We start from the raw sequence: 21,919 nt of genomic DNA, 5'->3' as shown, positions 1-21,919 counted from the left end.
CGGGGTTGAACCTCGGTCGCAAACGCGGTTCCCTGCCCGTCGTCGGGAGGGGCTGATGGACGGCCACGGCGCGGCGAAATTCAGGGACGCCAGTCTTCTGGCGACATCAGCGGATCGGCCCTGGACGCTGATCGCCGCCGAAATCCGCAGCCATGGCGCGGGCGAGATCGGCGCATTCACCCCGCGCAACGCCGAGATCACCCAGATCCTCCGGGACGACCAGTCCGCGGTGTCGTCCCGCGCTTCCGGCGGCGTCCGGCAGGAGGTGTCGGCCACGCCGGGCACCACCTGGCTCTGCCCGGCCGATATCCAGGAAGAGGCGACACGCCTGTCCGCCGATATCCCCAGCGTGCTGCACGTCTACATCCCCCGGCACAGCTTCCTGCTCGGCGAAGTGGGCACGCTCGGCTTCCGGGCGCAGGACCTGCGCTATCAGGCCCGGGTCGACAACCCCCGTGTTCTGGACCTGCTCCGGCGTATCCGGTGCGAACTGGTCGGGGAGGGCGCCGCCGGCGGCCTGCAGATGGACGCGCTCGCGGTGGACCTGATCGCGACGCTCGCGGCGGATCATGCCGAGCAGGCCCGCCCCGCCGTCCTGCACAGGGGCGCGGGGCTGCTCGACCAGCGCCGGCTGGAACGCGTCCTGGCCTACATCAACGACAACCTTGAACGCGACATGACCCTGACCGACATGGCCGAGGTCGCCTGCGTCAGCGTCTTCCACTTCGCGCGGGCCTTCCAGTCCACCCTCGGCATCACGCCGCACGCCTATCTGAGCGCGCGTCGTCTGGACCGGGCCAAGCAGCGACTGGCCCACGGCGCCGACAGCCTGGGGGACATCGCCCTGGCCTGCCGGTTCTCCAGCCAGGCCAATTTCACCCGCGCCTTCACCCGGGCGGTCGGCGTCAGCCCGGGCCGCTATCGTCAGGCGATGTCGACAGGCTGACGGCCGCCGGTTTCATCCTTTTGGATGAATGGTCCGGCCTCGGGAGACGTGGCACCCTCCGCCGGGGAGGGACCGGATTGCCTGAGGCTGTCATTCATGTGGTCGATGACGACCAGCCTGTGCGCGAGGCGGTGCAGGCCCTGCTCGAGTCCGTCGGTCTGGAGGCGCGGGGCTATGGTTCGACGTCGGAATTCATCGAGGCGCGCGGCTGGACCGGTCCCGGCTGCGTCCTGCTGGACGTGCGTCTGCCCGGCGGCAGCGGGATGGAGTTCCATGGCCGTATGGCCGGGCTGGGCATCCATCTGCCGGTGATCTTCATGACCGGGCACGGGGACATCCCCATGTCGGTCCAGGGCATGAAGGCCGGGGCGGTCGATTTCCTGACCAAGCCGTTCCGCGACCAGGATCTGCTGGACGCCGTTTCGGTGGCGCTGGACCGGGATCGCGCGCGCCGCGCCTCGGACGCAGACGGCGATGACCTGCGCGCCCGCTATGCGACCCTGTCCCAGAGGGAGCGCGAGGTGATGCAGCGGGTCAGCGCGGGGCTGATGAACAAGCAGGTCGCGGGCGACCTCGATATCAGCGAGGTCACGGTGAAGATCCATCGGGGCTCGGCCATGCGCAAGATGGGCGCCCGGTCCCTGCCGGACCTCGTGCGGATGGCGGACCTGCTCGCCCGGATCGCGGACTAACACGAGAGTATGATTTCGCAGTCGATCATTCGCGGTCATGTTCGCCCGGCCCTTCCGGCGCCTGTGAAAGACCGTCAGCTTGCCTCTCAGCTCTTCCGTATCTGTCGTGGAGGACGACGACTCGCTGAGGATCGCCATGTCGGGCCTGCTCGACTCCCTCGGTTACCGCGTGACCACCTATGCCTCGGCCGAGGCCTTCCTGGACGATCCGGAGGCGTCGCGCAGCGACTGCATCATCACCGACATCCAGATGCCGGGCCTCAGCGGCATCGAGCTGAAGCAGCGCCTCGACCGGCTTGGCGTGACGACGCCGGTGATCATGGTCACGGCCCGCACCGAGCCGGTCCTGCACGCGCGCGCCCGGGCCAGCGGCGCCATCTGCGTGCTGCAGAAACCCTTCCAGGAAGCCGACCTCGTGCGCTGCATAGAGGGCGTGCTGGCGGCCTGATCTGTCCCGGCCCGGGGCGTCGGCGATGAGCACGGAGCTCTACCTCCCCCTGATCCGCGACACCGTCGTCGTCTGGGACGAACAGGGGCGCGTCCGCGTCTGGAACGACGCCGCGGCGGCGCTCTATGGCCTCTCTGCGACGGAGGCGGTCGGCGCGACTGTGGAGTCCTTGCTGGGCGTGGCACCCCCGGAGCAGGCGCAGGCGGTCGTCGAACGGCGCGGCGCCGACGGGCGCCGTCTGCTGATCGACGCGACCTGGACGCACAGGCCGGGATCGGACGGCCGGACCGAAACGGTGGAGATCGGCCGCGACATCACCGGCCAGCGGGCGGTCGAGGATCGGCTGAAGCGGTCCGAGCTTCGCTACAGCAGTCTGTTCCAGGCCATGGCCGCCGCCTTCTGGGAGCTCGACTTCTCGCCCGTCGGCGGAATGCTGATGGCGTTGAAGGCCGAGGGTGTCGAGGATCTCCCCCGCTATTTCGACGACAACCCCGCCTTCGTCCGCGAGATGATGCGGCGGACCCGGGTGGTCGATGTGAACGACACCACCCTGACCCTGTTCGGCATCGGCGCGCGCGAGCACCTCGCCGGCTCGGTCGAGCCCTACTGGCCCGAGAGCAGCAGCGCCGTCTATGCTGCGGCGGTGAAGGCCGCGATCAGCCGCAGCGGTCACTATATGACGGAGACCCGGCTGCGCCGTCGGGACGGCAGCGAGTTCGACGCCCTGTTCACCGCCGCCTTCCCGCATGAAGGTCTGGTGCAGGGCGCGCTTCTGGTCGGGGTGATCGACATCTCCGAACGCCTCGCCGCCCAGGCTGATCTTCGGCGGCTGCAGGACGAGTTCGCCCACGCCGCCCGCGTGTCGATGCTCGGCGAACTGGCCGCCTCGATCGCGCATGAGGTCAACCAGCCGCTCGCCGCCATCTCCACCAATGCGGCCGCCAGCCTGCGCTGGTTGTCCCGTGACACGCCCGACGTGGAGCGCGCGGTCGCCCTGACCTCCCGCATCGGCGCCGACGCCCAGCGCGCCGCGGATGTGATCGCGCGGGTCCGCGGCATGGCGGCCAAACGCACCGCCGCGCGCGAGACCCTCCCGGTGCGCGAACTGGTCGACGAGACCTTGCTGTTCCTGCGCGACGAGCTGCAGGCGCGGGGCGCCAGGGTGGTCGTGCAGGCGGACGGCGCGACCGTGCACGGCGACCGGACCCAGCTGCAGCAGGTGCTCGTCAACCTGGTCATGAACGCCGTCCAGGCTGCGCCGGCGGCGGCGCGGATCCAGATCACCGTCGTCGAGGAGGCCGACGGGGTATCCCTCTCGGTCAGCGATGACGGCCCCGGCATAGCCATCGACCCCGACAGCCTGTTCAACAGCTTCTATTCGACCAAGCCTGACGGCATGGGGCTGGGGCTTCCGATCTGCCGGTCCATCGTCGAGGCGCACGGCGGGCGGATCAGCGCGTCCAATGCGCCCGGCGGAGGCGCGCTGTTCCTGATCCGCTTTCCGGTTGAGGGGGATCACACCAAGGTCTGACCCGGCGCGCCTGATGGAGAATGGCGCGGCGCCGCGCCGTCGTCGCATCCTCATCCCACACGAACCGGCCCCGCCCCGCGGTTCGTGTTCCGACGAGGAGAGGCCCGATGTCGATCGAGACCGCACCTGCCCCCTACAGCCGGTCCCGTGGTCCGGCGCTTCTCCTCGTCGCTCCTTGTGACGACCCGCTGGACGACGCCGCCATCCTGCTGCGCGAGGCCGCGCGGGTCAGCGCCGAGGCGGGGTTGAAGGTTGAGCTGCGGCCCTGGTCTTTGCGCGAGGGCGGGCGGCCGTTCCTGATCCTCACCGTCTGCCGGGCGAGGACGCGTGAGGCTGGAGCGGGCAGCGGGAATCGAACCCGCACGAAAAGCTTGGGAAGCTTTCAGGCTACCACTACATCATGCCCGCGGAGCCGCCCCTGACTTAGGGCCAACGGCTGCGGACCTCAAGACGGGACTGTCCGAAAGGGCGGTCCCGTTTTCCGTTCGGGCCACGAAAAGGGGACGCCGTTTCCGACGTCCCCTCGTGTCGTTCGACCGTCGGAGGCTTACGCCGCCGCCTTCTTGCCTTCGAAGTTGCCGTAGAAGGTCTCGCCCTTGGCGGCCATGTCGCGCAGGAACTGCGGGACCTTGAAGCGGTCGCCGTAGCGTTCGGCGTATTCGTCCGCCTTGGCCACGAAGGCCTTCAGGCCGGTCTGGTCGATGAAGGTGATCGGGCCGCCGGTCCAGGGCGCAAAGCCCCAGGCCAGGATGGCGCCGACGTCGGCCTCGCGCGGGTCGCTGATCACGCCCTCGTCCCAGCACTTCGCGACCTCAACGGCCTGACGGTACAGCAGGCGTTCCTTCTGGTCGGTGACCAGTTCCGGGGTCGAGTCGTTGATCGTCACCGGAGCCAGCTCCGACAGACCCGACCACAGCTTCTTGGGCTTGCTGTCGTAGTCGTAGAAGCCCTTGCCGTTCTTGCGGCCGTAGCGGCCCAGATCCTCGACCATCTTGCGGACGATCTCGGCGCCCTGCAGCGGCACGTACTTGTCGCCCAGGTCGATGGCGGTCTGCTTGGCGACCTTGACCGACAGGTCCAGCGCGACGTCGTCGTGCATTTCCAGCGGGCCGCGCGGCATGCCGGTCATGCGACCGATGTTGTCGATCAGGGCCGGGGCGTAGCCTTCCTCCAGCATCGCCAGACCTTCGGCGACGTAGGTGGCGAAGCAGCGCGAGGTGTAGAAGCCGCGGCCGTCGTTCACGACGATCGGGGTCTTCTTGATCTTCAGGATGTAGTCCAGCGACTTGGCGATGGCCGCCTCGCCGGTCTTCTCACCCAGGATCACCTCGACCAGCATCATCTTGTCGACGGGCGAGAAGAAGTGGATGCCGATGAAGTCCTCGGGACGCACGCTCGCCTCAGCCAGGCCGGTGATCGGCAGGGTCGAGGTGTTGGAGCCGAAGATGGCGCCCGGCTCGAGCTGGGCTTCGGCGCGCCTGGTGACCTCGGCCTTGATCTCGCGGTTCTCGAACACGGCCTCGATGACCAGATCCGAGCCCTTGATCAGGTCATAGTCGGTGGTCGCCGTGACCGAGGCCAGCAAGGCGTCGAACTTCTCCTGCGTGATCGCGCCGCGCGACAGGCGCTTCTTCAGCAGCTCCTCGACGTGGGCCTTGCCCTTGTCGGCGGCTTCCTGCGTCTGGTCGATCAGGATGGTCTCGATGCCGGCCAGAGCCTGCACATAGGCGATGCCCGCGCCCATCATGCCGGCGCCCAGAACGGTGACCTTCTTGGGGTCCGACTTGGGCACGCCCGCCGGGCGGACGGCGCCCTTGTCGAGTTCCTGCTTGCTGAGGAACAGCGAGCGGATCATGGCCTGGGCCTGCGGCGTCATCAGGGTCTTGATGAAGTAGCGGGTCTCGATGCGCAGGGCGGCGTCCATCGGAACCTGAACGCCCTCATAGACGGCCTTCATCAGGTTCAGCACGGCCGGGTAGTTGCCGTAGGACTGCTTGCGCAGCATGGCGTTGCCGACGATGAAGGTCTGGACGCCCGCCGGGTGGTAGGGGCCGCCGCCGGGCAGTTTGAACGACTTGTCGTCCCACGGCTGGGCCGCCTTGCCGCCGCCCTTGATCCACGCCTTGGCGGCGTCGACTTCCGTGCCCTTGGCCACGACCTCGTGCACCACGCCGGCGCCCTTGGCGTCGTTCGGACGCCACGGCTTGCCTTCGCTCATCGCCATCAGGGCGTTCTGCACGCCGATCAGGCGGGTCAGGCGCTGGGTGCCGCCGCCGCCGGGGAAGAGGCCGACCTTGATCTCGGGCAGACCCAGCTGGATCTTCGAGTCATCGGCCACCACGCGGTAGTGGCAGGCCAGCGTCAGCTCGAGGCCGCCGCCGAGGGCCAGGCCGTTGATGGCCGCGGCCACCGGCTTGCCGCAGGTTTCCAGCGCGCGCAGGGCGCCGTTCATCTTCCAGCCCGCGTCGAAGGCGTCCTGCAGGCTGGTCCCGCCGATCATGCCGCCGGCGATGTCGCCCAGGTCAGCGCCGGCGCAGAAGCCGCTCGCCTTGCCCGAGGTCAGGACCGCGCCCTTGATGGCGTCATCGGTCTTGATGCGTTCGACCCACTCGGGGATCTCGTTCATCACCGAGCCGGTCAGGGTGTTCATCGAGCGTCCCGGGACGTCGAAGGTGATCAGGGCGATGCCGTCGGCATCCACGTCGATCTTGAAGTTTTCCATGGTCACTTTCCTTCGGATCAGACGCGTTCGATGACGGTGGCGGTGCCCATGCCGCCGCCGATGCACAGGGTGATCAGGGCGGTTTCCTTGTTCGAGCGCTCCAGCTCGTCCAGGGCGATGCCGGTGATCATGGCGCCGGTGGCGCCGAGCGGGTGGCCCATCGAGATGCCGCCGCCGTTCACATTGATCTTGTCGTGCGGGATGTTCAGCGCCTGCATGTAGCGCAGGACCACGGCGGCGAAGGCTTCGTTCAGCTCCCACACGTCGATGTCGGCGGTGGTCATGCCCAGCTTGCCCAGCAGCTTCTGGGTCACGAACTCCGGACCGGTCAGCATGATCGACGGTTCCGAGCCGATCGAGGCGGCGCCCTTGATGCGGGCGCGCGGCTTCAGGCCCAGCGCCTTGCCGGCTTCCAGCGAGCCGATCAGCACGCCGGCCGAGCCGTCCACGATGCCCGACGAGTTGCCGGGGGTGTGCACGTGGTTCACGCGCTCGACCTCGGGGTAGCGCTGGTTGATCACGGCGTCGAAGGCGAACTCGCCCATCTGGGCGAAGGACGGGTTCAACGCGCCCATGGTCTGCATGTCGGCGTTCGGACGGATGGTCTCGTCACGATCCAGACGGATCAGGCCCAGCTGGTCCTTCACCGGGATGACCGACTTCGCGAAGCGGCCCTCGGCCCAGCTCTTCGCCGCGCGCTTGTGGCTTTCGACCGAATAGGCGTCCACGTCGTCGCGGCTGAAGCCGTATTTCGACGCGATCATGTCGGCCGAGACGCCCTGCGGCACGAAATAGGTCGGGAAGGCCGAGGTCGGGTCGATCGGCCAGGCGCCGCCGTCCGAACCCATGGGCACGCGGCTCATGGCCTCGATGCCGCCGCCGACGGCGAAGTCGGCTTCACCGGCCTTCACCTTCGCGGCCGCCATGTTAACGGCTTCCAGACCCGAGGCGCAGAAGCGGTTGATCTGGACGCCCGCGGTCGTCTGGGCCCAGCCGGCGCTCAGCACGGCGGTGCGGGCGATGTCCGAGCCCTGCTCGCCCACCGGCGAGACGCAGCCCAGGATCACGTCGTCCACCTTGGAGGTGTCCAGATCGTTGCGGTCCCGCAGGGCTTCCAGCACCTGGGTCGCCAGCGACAGGGCGGTGATCTCGTGCAGCGAGCCGTCCTTCTTGCCCTTGCCGCGCGGGGTGCGCACGGCGTCGTAGATATAGGCGTCGGCCATGGAGGGTCTCTTTCTTGGTTTCCCCTATCGCTCGCGACGCGGTCGCGAGCGGCTTGAGGGGAGGGTGCGGAATTGAAACTCGGGCGTCAGAAAGCGTACGTTTACGTCAACGTCAAGTATGCGTGTGGTCACGTCTCCGAAAGGGGTGGATGACCCTGTCGGCGAAAAATCGTGAAACCCTGCCATGTCGAGACTCCCTGCCTCTGCTGATGGGAGAGTTTAGCGGTCCGGTGCGTCAGGATTGGTCGTGCGCTCACGGCGAAAGGGCTGGTTCATCACAACGGGCACAACGACCCACAACGAACACGACGGGATCGCGCCGATCTTACCTGTCGCGCGAGCCAACAGGTCACGGATGAATGCGCGCGAAGCGCGCTGTCGGAGTTCAGGCGGTCGAGACCTTTCCCGATCATGCACCGGCCCCGTTGTGGTCTTTGTGATCCGTTGTGCCCGTTGTGATGAACCCGCGATGCTCGGGAAGACAGGTTTCGGCGCCACGGGTTGGCAGGGTTGGAAGGTGTCGGGAGTGTCGGGTCATTCCGCCGCGTGACACACCGCCTCCACATTGAACCCGTCCGGATCGAAGACGAAGGCGGCGTAATAGGTCTCTCCATATTCAGGCCTCAGCCCCGGCCCGCCGTGGTCCCGACCGCCCGCCGCCACGGCCGCCGCATGGAAGGCGTCCACCTGCGCCCGCGTCTGCGCGCGGAAGGCGACATGGTTGGCCTCGCCGGGGCGGTCCTTGTCGGCGATGACGAAGTCGATTTCGCCGTCCACGCCGAACATGACGACGGTGGTTCCGCCGTCCTCGATGACCTGCACGACCGCATAGCCGAGCGGGGCCAGCGCCTGTTCGTAGAAGGCCCGCGACCGGGCGATGTCGGTGACGTCCAGTCCGATGTGGTCCAGCATCCGGGGCCTCCCTGTTGCGAGGGACAACGCGCACCCGGCGGGATCGGTCCGCGAACGAGTCTCAGTGGAACGCGCGCCGCGCCACGCGCCTTTCTGATGCCGAACGAAGGAGACGCATCATGGCGCAGACCTATGACCAGATGGACGCCATCGCCCTGCTGAAGGCGGACCACCGGCTGATCGAGGACCTGTTCGACCAGTTCGAGAAGGCCAAGGGCAAGGCTGAGCAAAAGCGGCTGGCCGAACGGCTGGTGCTGGAGCTGGAGGTCCACACCATCCTTGAGGAGGAAATCCTCTATCCGGCCTGTCGCGGCGAAATCCCCGACAGCAAGCTGGACGAGGGCTATGTCGAACATGACGCCACCAAGGTGCTGATGAACGACATCAAGGCGGGCGGGCCGGAGGAGCATTTCTACGCCACCAAGGTGCACGTCCTGTCCGAAATCCTGGAGCACCATTTCGAGGAGGAGGAAGCCCCGTCCAAGGGCATCTTCACCCTCGCCCGGAAGGCTGGCGTGGACCTGAAGGATCTGGCGGACCAGATGCGGGCGCGGCGCGAGACGGCGACCGAGGCGTTGAAGGCCCATCCGAAGCGGCCGTCCGAGACGCGGACCTTCCACGGCGATAATGTCGAAAGCGCCCTCGTCGATGAGCCGTTCGAGGATCCGAAGCCGGGCGACGGGATGGAGGCCCGCTGAGCTTGCCGAAAACCCCGACCCTGATCTTCGCCGTCGCGGCCCTGTCCGCCGGATCGGCCTGCGCCGCGCCCTATCCGTCGGCGGGCCTGGCGCCTGACCCTGTGTATGTCCGTCAGGCTGACCCCCGCGCCCGCGAACTGGCGCCCATCCCCGCGCCGCAGGACAGTCGCCCGTCGGACGAGGTCGAGGCGCGGGTGCTGCGCGCCCACAATGTCGAGCGGGCCAGGGTCGGCGCCGCGCCCCTGATCTGGGAGGACGGGCTGGAGCGGGAGGCGAGGGCCTGGGCCGAGCAGCTGCTGGCGACCAACAGCTTCGCCCACGATCCCTCACCGCATGGTCACGGCGAGAATCTCTGGACCGGCTGGGGCGGCCGCACCTGGACGCCCGAGGAGATGGTCGGGGAGTGGATCGCCGAAAAGGCGCAGTACCGGCACGGCGTCTTCCCCGCCGTCAGCCGTACCGGCGACTGGACCGTCGTGGGCCACTACTCCCAGCTGGTCTGGAGCCGCACCACCCACGTCGGCTGTGCGCTCGTGCGACGCGGCGATCGGTCGGTGCTGGCCTGCCGCTACTCGCCGCCGGGCAATATCGACGGGTTGAGGGCGTACTAGCCGACGTAGCCCGCCTGCATCAGCTCGGCGATGTGGGCGATGGCGATGGGGCGGTCGTCCTCGACCACCAGAAGGGTGGCGATCTTGTTCTGGGTCATCAGGTCGATGGCGTCGCTCATGCGGGCGGTTGGATCGATGACCTTGGGTCTGGGGCTCATCACATCGGCGGCGGTCAGGCCGGTCAGGTCGCCGCGCGCGAAGGCCCGGCGCACGTCGCCGTCAGTGACGATCCCCGCCAGCGTGCCGTCGGCGTTGACGACAGCGGCGGCGCCCTTGCGGCCCTCGGTGATGGCCGAGACCACTTCGGCGAAGGTGGCGGTCAGGGGCACGGTCGCCGGGACCGGCGGGCGATCACCCATCCAGTCGCGCACGCTCTGCAGGCTCATGCCCAGCTTGCCGCCTGGATGGTGCAGGCCGAAGTCTTCCGCCGTGAAGCCGCGACGCTCGGTCAGGACCATGGCCAGCGCATCGCCCATGGCCAGCGTCATCAGGGTCGAGGTGGTCGGGGCCAGACCGTCCGGATGGGCCTCCGGCGCGTTCGGCAGGGTCAGGCAGACCGCCGACGAGCGGCCGAGGAAGCTGTTCGGGCGCTGGGTGATGCCGATGACCGGAATGCCCTCGCGCTGGCAGTAGATCAGCGGGTCGCGCAGTTCGCGGCTCTCGCCCGAGTTGGAGATGGCCAGCAGGGTGACGTCCTTGCGCAGCATGCCCAGATCGCCGTGGCTCATCTCGGCCGGATGAACGAAGAAGGCGTTGGTGCCGGTGGAGGCGAGCGTCGCGGCGATCTTGCCGCCAATGTGGCCCGACTTGCCCATGCCGGTGACGACCAGATAGCCGGGCCGCGACAGGATGATCTCGACCGCCCTGGCCAGGCTGTCGTCGATGGCGGCCTCAAGCTGCTGGAGGGCCGAGATGTTCATCTCGATCACCTCGCGGGCGCGGGCGACCATGGAAGCGGTGTCGGCGGGGAGGGCGGTCTGGGTCATGGCGGGGAATTGGCCCATCCGCGCCCTTTAGACAATCGTCGGCATGACCGCGCATTTTGCTGCATCTGCGAAATAAAAAGCCAAGCTAGGGGCAACCCTTCGGGCCCGGGGTCGTTAGGAACCCCATGGGGACGTCTGACCTGACTCTCGACGCCGGCAGTGCGGCGGTCGAAACCTTCCCGCGTTTGCCCGCGCCGCCGTCGCGGCTGGGACGCATCTCCCTCTTCCTCGATCTCGACGGCGTGCTGGCCGAACTGGCCGAGACGCCGGACGCGGTCGTGCCCGAGCCGCGCAGGACCGCCGTGCTCACCGCGCTCGCGCCCCGGCTGGGCGGTCGCGTGGCGATCATCAGTGGGCGGACCATCGCCGAGATCGACCGGATCGCCGATGGCAGTATGGCCTCGGCCTCGGGGGTTCATGGTCTGGAGCGCCGCCGCGCCGACGGGACCTTCCTGCGCGCAGAGGCGTCCGAGAGCGTCCGCAACGCCGTCGCCGCCTTCGAGGAATTCGCCCGCACCCGCCCCGGCGTGCTGGTCGAGGACAAGGCCGTCGCCGCGGGCCTGCATTTCCGCAGCGCGCCGGACGCCGAACGGGAGGCCGACGCCCTGACCCGCCGTCTGGCCGCCGAGACGGGGCTGATGCTCCAGCCCGGCCATATGGTCATCGAGCTGAAGACGCCGGGCGCCAGCAAGGGCACGGCGCTCAAGGCCTTCATGGAGGAGGCGCCCTTCGCCGGCGGCGTGCCGGTCATGCTGGGCGACGACCTGACCGACGAGGACGGGTTCAGGGCCGCGGAGGAACTGGGCGGTTTCGGCGTGCTGGTCGGTCCGCCGCGTGAGACGGCGGCCCGCTACGGCCTGACCGGCGTGACGGCGGTGCTGGACTGGCTGGACCAGCTGGAGAGCGACGCATGACCCAACCGGATCTGGACCTCGCCCCCATCGGCAACTGTTCGATCAGCGCCCTGATCGACCGGCGCGGCCGCTATGTCTGGTCCTGCGCCCCGCGCGTGGACGGCGACCCGGTCTTCTCGGCCCTGATGGACGGCGACGACCCCGGCCACGGCTTCTGGGATATCGAGCTGGAAGGCCAGAAGCGGGTCGACCAGGCCTATGTCCGCAACACGCCCGTGCTGCGCACCGTGCTGACGGCCGAGGACGGCGCGGCGGTCGAGATCATCGACTTCTGCCCCCGCCATCCCAAGCATAGCCGCACCTACCGCCCGCTGGCCTATGGCCGGATCGTCCGGCCGCTGGAGGGCTCGCCGCGCATCCGCGTGCGCCTGCGGCCCTCCGCCGACTGGGGCGCGCGGGCGGCGGAGCGGACGAACGGCTCCAACCACATCCGCTATCTGTGCACGGATGTCGTCCTGCGCCTGACCACCGACTGCCCGGTGTCGCACGTCCTGAACGAGCGCATCTTCCGGCTGGAGAAGGCGCACGCCTTCTTCCTCGGTCCCGATGAGGGCTACGATCAGGACGTCGGCCCGGGCGTGTCGGCGGCGCTGGATCGCACCGTGGCCTACTGGCAGGACTGGGTGCGCAAGCTCTACCTGCCGCTGGACTATCAGGAGGCGGTGATCCGCGCGGCGATCACGCTGAAGCTCTGCGCCTATGAGGAGACCGGGGCCATCGTGGCGGCCCTGACCACCTCGGTGCCCGAGTTCCCCGAGAGCGGCCGCAACTGGGACTATCGCTACTGCTGGATCCGCGACGCCTACTATGTGGTGCGGGCCCTGAACCGGCTGGGCGCGGTCGATATCCTCGAGAACTATCTCGGCTATCTGCGCAACCTCGTCGACTCTTCGGCGGGCGGCCATGTGCAGCCGGTCTATGGGGTCGGGCTGGAAGAGGACATCGACGAGCGGATCACCGAGACGGTCGCCGGCTATCGCGGCATGAAGCCGGTGCGCGTCGGCAATCAGGCGCGCGAACACCTGCAGCACGACGTGTACGGACAGATCGTCCTGCCGCTGGTGCAGGCCTTCTACGACCAGCGCTTGCTGCGCCCCGGCACCATCGACGACTTCCATGCGCTGGAGAAGGTCGGCGAGCGCGCCTACGCCATGCACGATCAGGTCGACGCCGGCCTGTGGGAGTTCCGCACCATCGCGCGGGTGCACACCTATTCCTCGGTCATGTGCTGGGCCGCCTGCGACCGTCTGGCTAAGGCGGCGGACCACCTGCACCTGCATGACCGGGGCGAGGTCTGGCGCGCGCGGGCCGACGAAATCCGCACCCGGATCGAGAAGGAAGCCTACCTGCCTGACGAGGGCCGGTTCGCCGCCAGCTTCGGCAACCGCGAACTGGACGCCAGTCTGCTGCAGCTGACCGACCTGGGCTTCCTCGACGCCATGGACCCGCGCCAGGTCGCCACCTTCGACGCCATCGAACGGGACCTGAAGAAGGGGCCTTACCTGTTCCGCTATGTGGAGCCGGACGACTTTGGCGAGCCGGAAACCGCGTTCAACTTCTGCACCTTCTGGTTCATCGAGGCCCTGCACCAGAACGGCCGCGACGCCGAGGCGCGGGAAATCTTCGAACAGATGCTGAGCCGGCGCACGCACGCCGGCCTGCTCAGCGAGGACATCTCGCTGGGCGACGACGAGCTGTGGGGCAACTACCCGCAGACCTACTCGCTGGTCGGCATCATCAACTGCGCCGTGCTGCTCAGCCGGTCGTGGACGGATGTGCGTTAAGGGGGATCACGACAATGCGTTGCCACCAAACCGCGAGCCGCTCGGTTAAGCGGCCATGAGCCGTCTTATCGTCGTTTCCAACCGGGTCTCGGCCCCGAAAGACCCCGCCTCGGGCTCGGCGGGCGGTCTGGCCATGGCCCTGTCCGCCGCCCTGCGCAAATACGACGGCCTGTGGTTCGGCTGGTCGGGCGAGACCGTCGAGAAATTCACCGGCGAGCTGAAGATCGAGGACCGGGCGGGCGTCACCGTCGGTCTGGTCGATCTGGAGGCGCAGGACGTCGACGAATACTACAACGGCTACGCCAACAAGACCCTGTGGCCCCTGTTCCACCACCGCACCGATCTGGCGGCCTATGAGCGGTCATATGGCGAGGGCTATGAGCGGACCAACGCCCGTTTCGCTGATGTGCTGGCGCCGCTGATCCAGCCGGACGACATCATCTGGATCCACGACTACCACATGATCCCGATGGCCCGGGACCTGCGCCGGCGCGGGATCACCAACCGCATCGGCTTCTTCCTGCACACGCCCTGGCCGGCGCGTCAGCTGCTGGTGACCCTGCCGCACCATCGCCGGCTGGTGGAGTCGATGTTCGACTTCGATCTGATCGGCTTCCACACACGCGAGTGGATGGAGCTGTTCCAGCGCTACGTCGAGGTCGAGGAAAAGGGCACGGTCACGCCCGACGGCGAGGTTCGCGCGTTTGGACGCAGCGTCCAGACCGGCGTCTTCCCCATCGGCATTGATGTGGACGAGTTCCTGACCGCCCGGAACTCCGTGCTCGGACGACGCACCTATGACCGGATGTCGGCCTCGGCCGCCTTCCGCTCGATGATGGTCGGCGTGGACCGGCTGGACTACTCCAAGGGGCTGGAGGAGCGGCTTTCGGGCTATGAGCAGTTCCTGCGCGACAACCCGGACAAGCGCGGCGAGGTCTTCCTGCTGCAGGTCACGCCGATCAGCCGCGATGATGTCGACACCTATCAGGACATCCGCGCCCGGCTGGACGCGCTGGCTGGTCGGATCAACGGCGAGTTCGCCGACATGGACTGGCAGCCGATCCGCTATCTGAACCGCACCTACCGCCGGGATCAGCTGGCGGGCATCTACCGCGCCGCACGGGTCGGTCTGGTCACCCCCCTGCGCGACGGGATGAATCTGGTGGCCAAGGAATATGTGGCGGCCCAGAACCCGGACGATCCGGGCGTGCTGGTCCTGTCGCGCTTCGCCGGCGCCGCCGAGCAGATGACCGAGGCCCTGCTGGTCAACCCGTTCAGCCGAGAGGAGCTGTCCGACGCTATCAAGAAGGCGCTGGACATGCCCCTGACCGAACGTCGCCGTCGCTGGGAAGCCCTGATGACGGTGGTGCAGGACACCGACGTCAGCATCTGGCGCGACGCCTTTGTGTCGGCCCTGCAGGCGGTGGTTCGTCCGGGCAACGGAAACGGCCATGCGGGCGATGACGGAGCCGCCACCGCCCACGCGGCCTGAGGTCGATCAGGCGACCTCGGCGATCAGGGCAGGGGTTCCATCCTTGCCCATGGCGGCGCGATTGGCGGGCCGGGTGCTGATCCGCTCCAGCCAGCGATCCAGCAGGTCGTTCTTCGGCCCGAAGTCGCGACCCCAGGCCATGGCCGAGCCGACCATGACGTCTACCGCCGTGAACCGGTGGCCCATCAGATACGGCCCATGCTCCAGCGCGGTCAGGATGCGGGCGTTGGCCTGCTCATAGCGCTTCATCGCCAGCGGATCGGTCTCGGTCTGGCCGCTGATCCGGCTCCAGTAGGCCGGCTCCATCTCGCCCGCCGTCCAGGCCAGCCAGGTCACATAGGCCGCCCGCTCCGGCGAGCCGACCGGCGCGCCCAGATCAGCCTGCGGGAACAGGTCGGTCAGATACAGGGCGATGGCGGCGGACTCGGTCACCAGCGCGCCGTCATGCAGCAGGGCCGGGACCTTGCCGTCGGGATGCAGGTTGTTGCGGTCGGCGCGACCCGTGCCGGTCAGGGCGCGGAAGATGTCGACGTACTCGATCGCATACGCCGCGCCGATCTCCTCCATCAGCCAGACGATGCGGCCCGAACGCGACTGCGGGGCGTGGAAAAGCGTCAGCATGGTCATCTCCCTTGGGCTATCGCTCGGCTCGCGGAGCCTCGCTGCTTGAGCCCGGTTTTTCGCCCGGCGGCCCCTCGCCGTCGGTGGAGATTGATCTACTGCCATCCTGCTGCCAGCATGCTGTCAGCAGCGGTTCGGCATACCGCTTCTCGAACAGTGAGCGGCTGTGCCGCGAGCGATGGGCAAGGAGTCTGCCCTCACGAAGCGAGGCTCCGCGAGCCGAGCGTTAGGGCAAGAATTTGCCCTCAAGCAGCGAGCGCCCGCGGCGCGAGCGTTAGGGCCCAGAAGATGAGACGCGCCGACCGCCTCTTTCAGATCATCCAGGTGCTGCGGCGTTCGTCCAAGCCGGTGACCGCCGACGCCATCGCAGCCGAACTTGAGACGTCGAAACGCTCCATCTATCGCGACATCGCCACCCTGATGGGCCAGCGGGTGCCGATCCGGGGCGAGGCGGGGCTGGGCTATGTGCTGGAGGGCGGCTTCGACATGCCGCCGTTGATGCTGACCTCGGACGAGATCGAGGCGGCGGTGCTGGGCGCGCAATGGGTGGCTTCGCGCGGCGATCCGGCCCTGTCCCGCGCCGCCCGTGACCTGATCGCCAAGATCGCCGCCACCGTGCCCGAGCGGCTGCGCCCCGTCCTGCTGGAGCCCGCCGTCGCGGGGCCGCCGGTCTGGGGCGACCAGCGCAAGGCCGACGCGCTGGACATGGCGCAGGTGCGCGGCTGGATCCATTCCGGCCGCAAGCTGAGGCTTCATTATGCGGACGAGCAGGGGCGTGAGACCGTCCGGGTCATCTGGCCCTGCCTGATCGGCTACCGCGACACGACGCGGCTGCTGGTCGGCTGGTGTGAAAGCCGCGACGACTTCCGCACCTTCCGCACGGACCGGGTGGTCTCCGCCGAATTCCTCGAGGACCGCTACCCCGGCCGCCCCGCCGTCCTGCGCGCCCGCTGGCAGGCCAAGATGGACGCCGAACACGCGGCGTGGGTCGCCAGCGGAAAGCCGGCGCCCGGCTCGTAGTTCCTAACCCTTGGGGGAGGGGGACCGCCGCAGGCGGTGGAGGGGCGCCGGACCGGCCCTCCGTCCAGATGTGAAAAAGGGGCGTCCCGGCTGTCGCCGGCGCCCCTCCGTCACGGCGCTTGCGCGCCGCGCCACCTCCCCCGAGGGGGAGGAACTGCCCTATCCGATCAATAAATCTCGAACAGACCCGCGGCCCCCATGCCGCCGCCGATGCACATGGTCACCACGCCGTATTTGGCGCCGCGACGCTTGCCCTCGATCAGCAGGTGGCCGGTCATCCGGGCGCCCGACATGCCGTAGGGGTGGCCGATGGAGATGGCGCCGCCCGAGACGTTCAGGCGATCCATCGGAATGCCCAGGGTGTCGGCGCAGTACAGCACCTGCACGGCGAAGGCCTCGTTCAGCTCCCAGATGCCGATGTCGTCCACGGTCAGGCCGTGGCGCTTCAGCAGCTTGGGCACCGCATAGACCGGGCCGATGCCCATCTCGTCCGGCTCGCAGCCGGCCACGGCCATGCCGCGATAGGCGCCCAGCGGCTGCAGGCCGCGCTTCACGGCTTCACCGGCTTCCATGATGACCGAGGCCGAGGCGCCGTCCGACAGCTGGCTGGCGTTGCCGGCGGTGATGAACTCGCCCTGCTGGATTTCCTCGCCCGAGCCGAACACCGGCTTCAGCGCCTTCAGCCCTTCCAGGGTCGTGTCGGCGCGGTTGCCCTCGTCCTTCGACAGGGTGACCTCCTTCTTCGAAGTCTCGCCGGTGGCCTTGTCGACGACCAGCATGGTCGAGGTCATCGGCACGATCTCGTCGTCGAACTTGCCGGCGGCCTGGGCGGCGGCGGTGCGCTGCTGCGACTGCAGGGCGTATTCGTCCTGACGGTCGCGGCTGATGTTGTAGCGACGGGCCACGACCTCGGCGGTCTCCAGCATCGACATATACATGTGCGGCGAGAGCTTCAGCAGCTCCTCGTCCTTGCCGCGGTAGAGGTTCATATGCTGGTTCTGGACCAGCGAGATGCTCTCCAGACCGCCGCCGACGGCGACCTTCTGCAGGTCGAAGACAACCTGTTTGGCGGCGGTGGCGATGCCCATCAGGCCCGAGGCGCACTGGCGGTCCAGCGACATGCCGGGGACGGAGGAGGGCAGGCCGGCGGCCAGCGCCACCTGACGGGCGACGTTGGTGCCGGTCGAGCCCTGCTGCAGGGCCGCGCCCATGACCACGTCCTCGACCTCGGCCAGTTCGATCCCGGCGCGGGCCACGGCGTGCTTCACCGCATGGGCGCCCAGCTGCTGGGCCTGGGTGTCGTTGAAGGCCCCGCGATAGGCGCGGCCGATGGGCGTGCGGGCGGTGGAGACGATGACGGCTTCGCGGGACATCTACGATGTTCTCTCTTTAAGGGCGCTAACGCTCGCGACGCGGTCGCGAGCGGCTTGAGCGCGGGTTTCCTCTGGATTGCTCCCGGCTTCTGTCGGCCGGTTCAGCGGTCAGTGAATAGTCTAGGCCCGTGCCGCCGCGTCAACGCAAGCGTGACGCGGCAGTCGGATGGTCACGTCAGCTGTGGGCCTTTTGGGCTTTCGACAGTTCGATCATGCCCTGGGCGGCGCCCATGTCGGGAATGATCTCGCCGGCGCGGTCCGAGATCTCGGCGAAGCGGGCCTCGATCTGCTCCGGGGCGTCCTCGCCCGTGACGTGGATGCCCTGGGTGATGGTGACATAGGCGCGCTCGAAGCCGCCGGCGCCGGCGGCCAGGATGCAGCGGCTGGGGGCGTTCTCGCTGACCAGATACAGCAGGCCCGGCGACACCAGCTCCGGCCCAAGGGCTTCCAGCGGCAGGGCGGCGCCCAGGTCCTCGGTCATGCGGGTGTGGGCGGTCGGGGCCAGGCAGTTCACCCGGATATCGTTCTTGGCGCCCTCGATCGACAGGGTCTGCATGAAGCCGACCAGGGCCATCTTGGCGGTGCCGTAGTTCGACTGGCCGAAGTTTCCGTACAGGCCCGACGACGAGGTGGTCATGACGATGCGGCCGTAGTTCTGGGCCCGCATGATCTCCCACACCGCCTTGGTGCAGTTCACCGCGCCCATCAGGTGCACGTCCATGACGAACTGGAAGTCGGCCAGCTCCATCTTGGCGAAGGTCTTGTCGCGCAGGACGCCCGCGTTGTTCACGAGGATGTCGACGCGGCCCCACTTGTCCATGGCGGCCTTCACCATGGCCTCGACGGCGGCGTAGTCGGTGACCGAGGCGGCGTTGGCGATGGCTTCACCGCCCAGGGCCTCGATCTCGGCGACCACGGCCTCGGCGGCGGTGGCGGAGGCGCCGGAGCCGTCGCGGGCGCCGCCCAGATCGTTGACGACCACCTTTGCGCCACGTTTGGCCAGGGCGAGGGCGTGTTCACGGCCCAGACCGCCGCCGGCGCCGGTCACGATGGCCACCTTGCCGTCAAATCTCATCGTCATCTGAACTTTCTCCCTGTTACTTGCCTTCTCCCTAGCAGGGCTTTCAGCCGGGGAAACCCGCCCAATGTGTTGAAATGGCGCCACAGTCGCCGCATTCCCAGCCATATTGAGGAACTTCGGCAAGACATTGTGGTTAGGCCTCGGGAGCGCCGCGTGTAAGCGTGGGCATTCGGGCAACCTTGAATGAGGAATATGATGAAGGTGAAGCTTCTCGCCGGCGTCGCGATGGCGGGGCTGTTCGCAGCCGGCGCTGCGGCGGCCGAGCCGAACGGTTGGTACGGCGCGATTGACGCCGGCTACCACACTCTTGACGGCGGCCCGACGGCCACGTCGCAGAACGCGGGTCCGCGTTTCGAGTTTGAAACGGACGATTCCTGGGCGGCGTTCGCCCGTCTGGGTTACCGCTTCAACGAAAACTGGCGCGTGGAGCTGGAAGGCGGCTACCGCGACGACAACGACATCTCGCGCGTGACCAACCCGGGCGGCGGCGTGCCGAGCGGCCTGTGCAACATCACGCCTCCGTCGACCGGTCCCTGCCTGGCGCCGGACGGCCAGTTCGGCTCGACCAGCCTGATGGCCAACGTGATCTACGACTTCGGTGACGCCTCGTGGTCGATCCGTCCGTTCGTGGGTCTGGGCGCCGGTCTGAACCGCGTCGAGACCGAAGTGCTCGGCACCCTGGGCGGCCGTCGCACCGTGACCACCGGCGCCGACGATACGTCGATCAAGGTCGCCGCGCAGGCTCTGGCCGGTCTGGCCGTGGCCGTCGGTGAGCGCACCCACCTGGACCTGACCTACCGCTACCTGCTGTCGAACTTCGAGTACGAGACCTTTGTCTCGCCGAACACGGCCGCCAACCAGGCGCTGACGGGTCCGTTCGCCGGTCGTTTCGAGAACAGCCACACCCTGAGCCTGGGTCTGCGCTACTCGTTCGGCGAGGTTGAAGCCCCGCCGCCGCCGCCGCCGCCGCCGCCGCCGCCGCCGCCTCCGCCGCCGCCCCCGCCGCCCCCGCCGGCGCCTCCGGCCGTGCCGCCGGCGCGTGAGTTCGTGGTGTACTTCGACTGGGATCGCTCGGACCTGACGGCCGAAGCCCGCTCGGTGGTGACGCAAGCCGCCAACTACGCCAAGTCGGGCACCCCGACCCGCGTCCTGATCGTCGGCCACGCCGACACCTCGGGCTCGGCGGCGTACAACATCGGCCTGTCGAACCGCCGTGCGCGCACCGTGGCTGACGCCCTGGTCGCCCAGGGCATCAACGGCGGCGTGATCTCGCTGGACGGCAAGGGTGAAACCGCCCTGGCCCGCCCGACCGCCGATGGCGTTCGCGAGCCGCTGAACCGTCGCGCCACCATCGGCATCAACTTCCGCTAAACCCGGAAGTCGATCCGAACCTTCGGCCCCTCGGGGCCGGAGGGGCAGACGCAGACTACAGAGCCGCCGGTCTCCCAAAGGAGACCGGCGGTTTTGCTTTGTGACGTTTCGTCCGCGGGGTGGTCAAAGCCGCGGCCGGTCGCTATCTCGACGACCTGTCTGAACGGGGTGCACCCATGCGCGTGGCGATGATCGGAACCGGCTATGTGGGCCTGGTGTCGGGGGCCTGTTTCGCCGACTTCGGCCATGTGGTGACCTGCGTCGACAAGGATCCCTCCAAGATCGAGCGGCTGGAGAAGGGTGAAATCCCGATCTTCGAGCCCGGTCTGGACGATCTGGTCGCCTCCAATGTGCGCGGCGGGCGCCTGTCCTTCGCTCTGGACGGCGCCGAGGCCATCCGTACCGCCGACGCCGTCTTTATCGCGGTGGGCACGCCCTCGCGTCGCGGCGACGGCCATGCCGACCTGTCCTATGTCTATGCCGCCGCCGAGGAGATCGCCGGCCTGATCGAGGGCTTCACCGTCGTCGTCACCAAGTCGACCGTCCCGGTCGGCACCGGCGACGAGATCGAGCGCATCATCCGCGAGCGCCGCCCGGACGCCGAGTTCGCGGTGGTCTCCAATCCCGAATTCCTGCGCGAAGGCGCGGCCATCGAGGACTTCAAGCGGCCCGATCGCGTGGTCGTCGGCACCGATGACGCTCGCGCCCAGCAGGTGATGCGCGAGCTGTACCGCCCGCTGAACCTGAACGAGACGCCGATCCTGTTCACCGGCCGTCGTACGTCCGAGCTGATCAAATATGCGGCCAACGCCTTCCTGGCGATGAAGATCACCTTCATCAACGAGATGGCGGACCTGTGCGAGGCCGTCGGCGCCGACGTGCAGCAGGTCGCGCGCGGCATCGGTCTGGACAACCGGATCGGCTCGAAATTCCTGCACGCCGGCCCCGGCTACGGCGGCTCCTGCTTCCCGAAGGACACCCTGGCGCTGGTGCGCACGGCGGTGGACGCCGGCGCGCCCGTGCGCCTGATCGAGACCACGGTCGAGGTCAATGACGCGCGCAAGAAGGCGATGGCGAGCCGCGTCTCGACCGCGCTGGACGGCGATCTGAAGGGCAAGACGGTGGCCCTGCTGGGCGTAACCTTCAAGCCGAACACCGACGACATGCGTGACGCGCCGTCGCTGGATGTGGTTCCGGCGCTGCTGGCCGCCGGGGCGACGGTGCAGGCCTATGATCCCGAAGGGATGCACGAGGCCGCCAAGCTGCTGGACGGCGTGGTGTTCAGGGATGGCCCCTACGCCGCCGTCGAGGGCGCCGATGTGGTGGTGATCCTGACCGAGTGGGACCAGTTCCGCGCGCTGGATCTGGACCGCATCAAGCTGCTGCTGAAACAGCCCGTCATGGTCGACCTGCGCAACGTCTATCGCCCGGACGACATGCGCGCGCGGGGCTTCCGCTACACCTCGATCGGCCGCGCCTGATCGGGGCAGCGGC

Annotated in this window: 19 protein-coding genes and 1 tRNA gene; 12 read left to right on the top strand and 8 right to left on the bottom strand. The window is 68.3% G+C overall.

Annotation, left to right across the window (positions count from 1 at the left end; translation table 11 throughout):
- The first annotated feature begins 55 nt into the window (after positions 1–55).
- From ACFQQC_RS01790 to ACFQQC_RS01775, 4 genes are all read left to right on the top strand, one after another.
- Positions 56–946 carry a helix-turn-helix transcriptional regulator gene (locus ACFQQC_RS01790; protein WP_376859114.1) on the top strand — a complete coding sequence of 297 codons (891 nt, stop codon included), beginning with the start codon at positions 56–58 and terminating at the stop codon, positions 944–946.
- Positions 947–1,023: 77 nt separating this feature from the next.
- Positions 1,024–1,638, top strand: coding sequence for a response regulator transcription factor (locus tag ACFQQC_RS01785; RefSeq protein ID WP_376859113.1), 615 nt, complete (start codon positions 1,024–1,026; stop codon positions 1,636–1,638).
- A 106-nt stretch (positions 1,639–1,744) separates the two neighbouring features.
- Positions 1,745–2,086 carry a response regulator transcription factor gene (locus tag ACFQQC_RS01780; RefSeq protein ID WP_376859111.1) on the top strand — a complete coding sequence of 114 codons (342 nt, stop codon included), beginning with the start codon at positions 1,745–1,747 and terminating at the stop codon, positions 2,084–2,086.
- A 25-nt stretch (positions 2,087–2,111) separates the two neighbouring features.
- Complete coding sequence (locus tag ACFQQC_RS01775) at positions 2,112–3,617, top strand: ATP-binding protein (RefSeq protein WP_376859109.1); 1,506 nt, start codon at positions 2,112–2,114, stop codon at positions 3,615–3,617.
- A 334-nt stretch (positions 3,618–3,951) separates the two neighbouring features.
- Here ACFQQC_RS01775 and ACFQQC_RS01770 read toward each other — a convergent pair.
- From ACFQQC_RS01770 to ACFQQC_RS01755, 4 genes are all read right to left on the bottom strand, one after another.
- Positions 3,952–4,025, bottom strand: a tRNA-Gly gene (locus ACFQQC_RS01770).
- 139 nt (positions 4,026–4,164) lie between these two features.
- Positions 4,165–6,339: a 3-hydroxyacyl-CoA dehydrogenase NAD-binding domain-containing protein gene (locus tag ACFQQC_RS01765; protein ID WP_376859108.1), complete on the bottom strand. Its 2,175-nt coding sequence runs from the start codon at positions 6,337–6,339 to the stop codon at positions 4,165–4,167.
- Between the two features lie 17 nt (positions 6,340–6,356).
- Positions 6,357–7,562 carry an acetyl-CoA C-acetyltransferase gene (locus tag ACFQQC_RS01760; RefSeq protein WP_376859106.1) on the bottom strand — a complete coding sequence of 402 codons (1,206 nt, stop codon included), beginning with the start codon at positions 7,560–7,562 and terminating at the stop codon, positions 6,357–6,359.
- Between the two features lie 534 nt (positions 7,563–8,096).
- Positions 8,097–8,474, bottom strand: coding sequence for a VOC family protein (locus ACFQQC_RS01755; RefSeq protein ID WP_376859104.1), 378 nt, complete (start codon positions 8,472–8,474; stop codon positions 8,097–8,099).
- 119 nt (positions 8,475–8,593) lie between these two features.
- Here ACFQQC_RS01755 and ACFQQC_RS01750 point away from each other — a divergent pair, with 119 nt between their 5' ends.
- Together ACFQQC_RS01750 and ACFQQC_RS01745 are read left to right on the top strand one after the other, a co-directional pair.
- Positions 8,594–9,172: a hemerythrin domain-containing protein gene (locus ACFQQC_RS01750; protein WP_376859102.1), complete on the top strand. Its 579-nt coding sequence runs from the start codon at positions 8,594–8,596 to the stop codon at positions 9,170–9,172.
- Between the two features lie 2 nt (positions 9,173–9,174).
- Positions 9,175–9,783, top strand: a complete 609-nt coding sequence (locus ACFQQC_RS01745) for a CAP domain-containing protein (RefSeq protein ID WP_376859099.1) — start codon at positions 9,175–9,177, stop codon at positions 9,781–9,783.
- Here the strand turns inward: ACFQQC_RS01745 and ACFQQC_RS01740 are convergent.
- Positions 9,780–10,787, bottom strand: coding sequence for an SIS domain-containing protein (locus ACFQQC_RS01740; protein WP_376859096.1), 1,008 nt, complete (start codon positions 10,785–10,787; stop codon positions 9,780–9,782). The genes ACFQQC_RS01745 and ACFQQC_RS01740 overlap by 4 nt on opposite strands.
- 107 nt (positions 10,788–10,894) lie before the next feature.
- Between ACFQQC_RS01740 and otsB the strand changes: the two genes are divergently transcribed.
- Genes otsB through ACFQQC_RS01725 form a run of 3 tightly spaced genes read left to right on the top strand, consistent with a single transcriptional unit; the run spans position 10,895 to position 14,959 of the window.
- Positions 10,895–11,683, top strand: a complete 789-nt coding sequence (otsB, locus tag ACFQQC_RS01735) for a trehalose-phosphatase (RefSeq protein WP_376859094.1) — start codon at positions 10,895–10,897, stop codon at positions 11,681–11,683.
- Positions 11,680–13,467, top strand: a complete 1,788-nt coding sequence (locus tag ACFQQC_RS01730; protein ID WP_376859092.1) for a glycoside hydrolase family 15 protein — start codon at positions 11,680–11,682, stop codon at positions 13,465–13,467. The genes otsB and ACFQQC_RS01730 overlap by 4 nt, the downstream gene beginning before the upstream one ends.
- 55 nt (positions 13,468–13,522) lie before the next feature.
- A complete protein-coding gene (locus ACFQQC_RS01725; protein ID WP_376859090.1) occupies positions 13,523–14,959 on the top strand; it encodes a trehalose-6-phosphate synthase in 1,437 nt (478 codons plus the stop codon).
- A gap of 6 nt (positions 14,960–14,965) precedes the next feature.
- Here the strand turns inward: ACFQQC_RS01725 and ACFQQC_RS01720 are convergent, their stop codons facing one another.
- Complete coding sequence (locus tag ACFQQC_RS01720; protein ID WP_376859088.1) at positions 14,966–15,580, bottom strand: glutathione S-transferase family protein; 615 nt, start codon at positions 15,578–15,580, stop codon at positions 14,966–14,968.
- Between the two features lie 288 nt (positions 15,581–15,868).
- Here ACFQQC_RS01720 and ACFQQC_RS01715 point away from each other — a divergent pair, with 288 nt between their 5' ends.
- Positions 15,869–16,600 carry a helix-turn-helix transcriptional regulator gene (locus ACFQQC_RS01715; protein WP_376859086.1) on the top strand — a complete coding sequence of 244 codons (732 nt, stop codon included), beginning with the start codon at positions 15,869–15,871 and terminating at the stop codon, positions 16,598–16,600.
- Positions 16,601–16,767: 167 nt separating this feature from the next.
- On the opposite strand, the gene ACFQQC_RS01710 is transcribed toward ACFQQC_RS01715, so the two are convergent.
- Both ACFQQC_RS01710 and ACFQQC_RS01705 read right to left on the bottom strand, forming a co-directional pair.
- A complete protein-coding gene (locus ACFQQC_RS01710) occupies positions 16,768–17,973 on the bottom strand; it encodes an acetyl-CoA C-acyltransferase (protein ID WP_376859084.1) in 1,206 nt (401 codons plus the stop codon).
- A 175-nt stretch (positions 17,974–18,148) separates the two neighbouring features.
- Positions 18,149–19,054, bottom strand: coding sequence for an SDR family NAD(P)-dependent oxidoreductase (locus ACFQQC_RS01705; protein WP_376859082.1), 906 nt, complete (start codon positions 19,052–19,054; stop codon positions 18,149–18,151).
- Between the two features lie 195 nt (positions 19,055–19,249).
- Between ACFQQC_RS01705 and ACFQQC_RS01700 the strand changes: the two genes are divergently transcribed.
- Both ACFQQC_RS01700 and ACFQQC_RS01695 read left to right on the top strand, forming a co-directional pair.
- Positions 19,250–20,425, top strand: a complete 1,176-nt coding sequence (locus ACFQQC_RS01700) for an OmpA family protein (RefSeq protein WP_376859080.1) — start codon at positions 19,250–19,252, stop codon at positions 20,423–20,425.
- A gap of 176 nt (positions 20,426–20,601) precedes the next feature.
- The gene (locus ACFQQC_RS01695; protein ID WP_376859079.1) at positions 20,602–21,906 is read left to right on the top strand and encodes a UDP-glucose dehydrogenase family protein; all 1,305 of its coding nucleotides are present in this window, start codon (positions 20,602–20,604) and stop codon (positions 21,904–21,906) included.
- Positions 21,907–21,919: the final 13 nt, after the last annotated feature.

The sequence above is a fragment of the Brevundimonas sp. GCM10030266 genome (genome assembly GCF_042666595.1).
Lineage (GTDB): Bacteria > Pseudomonadota > Alphaproteobacteria > Caulobacterales > Caulobacteraceae > Brevundimonas.
This window is presented reverse-complemented; position numbering and strand designations above follow the sequence as displayed.

What these genes read in the sequence shown, in the direction of transcription:
- ACFQQC_RS01790 (WP_376859114.1), top strand. Translation starts at nt 56, where the DNA reads ATGGACGGCCACGGCGCGGCGAAATTCAGGGACGCCAGTCTTCTGGCG.
- ACFQQC_RS01775 (WP_376859109.1), top strand. Translation starts at nt 2,112, where the DNA reads ATGAGCACGGAGCTCTACCTCCCCCTGATCCGCGACACCGTCGTCGTC.
- ACFQQC_RS01765 (WP_376859108.1), bottom strand. Translation starts at nt 6,339, where the DNA reads ATGGAAAACTTCAAGATCGACGTGGATGCCGACGGCATCGCCCTGATC.
- ACFQQC_RS01760 (WP_376859106.1), bottom strand. Translation starts at nt 7,562, where the DNA reads ATGGCCGACGCCTATATCTACGACGCCGTGCGCACCCCGCGCGGCAAG.
- ACFQQC_RS01755 (WP_376859104.1), bottom strand. Translation starts at nt 8,474, where the DNA reads ATGCTGGACCACATCGGACTGGACGTCACCGACATCGCCCGGTCGCGG.
- ACFQQC_RS01750 (WP_376859102.1), top strand. Translation starts at nt 8,594, where the DNA reads ATGGCGCAGACCTATGACCAGATGGACGCCATCGCCCTGCTGAAGGCG.
- ACFQQC_RS01740 (WP_376859096.1), bottom strand. Translation starts at nt 10,787, where the DNA reads ATGGGCCAATTCCCCGCCATGACCCAGACCGCCCTCCCCGCCGACACC.
- otsB (WP_376859094.1), top strand. Translation starts at nt 10,895, where the DNA reads ATGGGGACGTCTGACCTGACTCTCGACGCCGGCAGTGCGGCGGTCGAA.
- ACFQQC_RS01730 (WP_376859092.1), top strand. Translation starts at nt 11,680, where the DNA reads ATGACCCAACCGGATCTGGACCTCGCCCCCATCGGCAACTGTTCGATC.
- ACFQQC_RS01725 (WP_376859090.1), top strand. Translation starts at nt 13,523, where the DNA reads ATGAGCCGTCTTATCGTCGTTTCCAACCGGGTCTCGGCCCCGAAAGAC.
- ACFQQC_RS01720 (WP_376859088.1), bottom strand. Translation starts at nt 15,580, where the DNA reads ATGCTGACGCTTTTCCACGCCCCGCAGTCGCGTTCGGGCCGCATCGTC.
- ACFQQC_RS01715 (WP_376859086.1), top strand. Translation starts at nt 15,869, where the DNA reads ATGAGACGCGCCGACCGCCTCTTTCAGATCATCCAGGTGCTGCGGCGT.
- ACFQQC_RS01710 (WP_376859084.1), bottom strand. Translation starts at nt 17,973, where the DNA reads ATGTCCCGCGAAGCCGTCATCGTCTCCACCGCCCGCACGCCCATCGGC.
- ACFQQC_RS01705 (WP_376859082.1), bottom strand. Translation starts at nt 19,054, where the DNA reads ATGACGATGAGATTTGACGGCAAGGTGGCCATCGTGACCGGCGCCGGC.
- ACFQQC_RS01700 (WP_376859080.1), top strand. Translation starts at nt 19,250, where the DNA reads ATGAAGGTGAAGCTTCTCGCCGGCGTCGCGATGGCGGGGCTGTTCGCA.
- ACFQQC_RS01695 (WP_376859079.1), top strand. Translation starts at nt 20,602, where the DNA reads ATGCGCGTGGCGATGATCGGAACCGGCTATGTGGGCCTGGTGTCGGGG.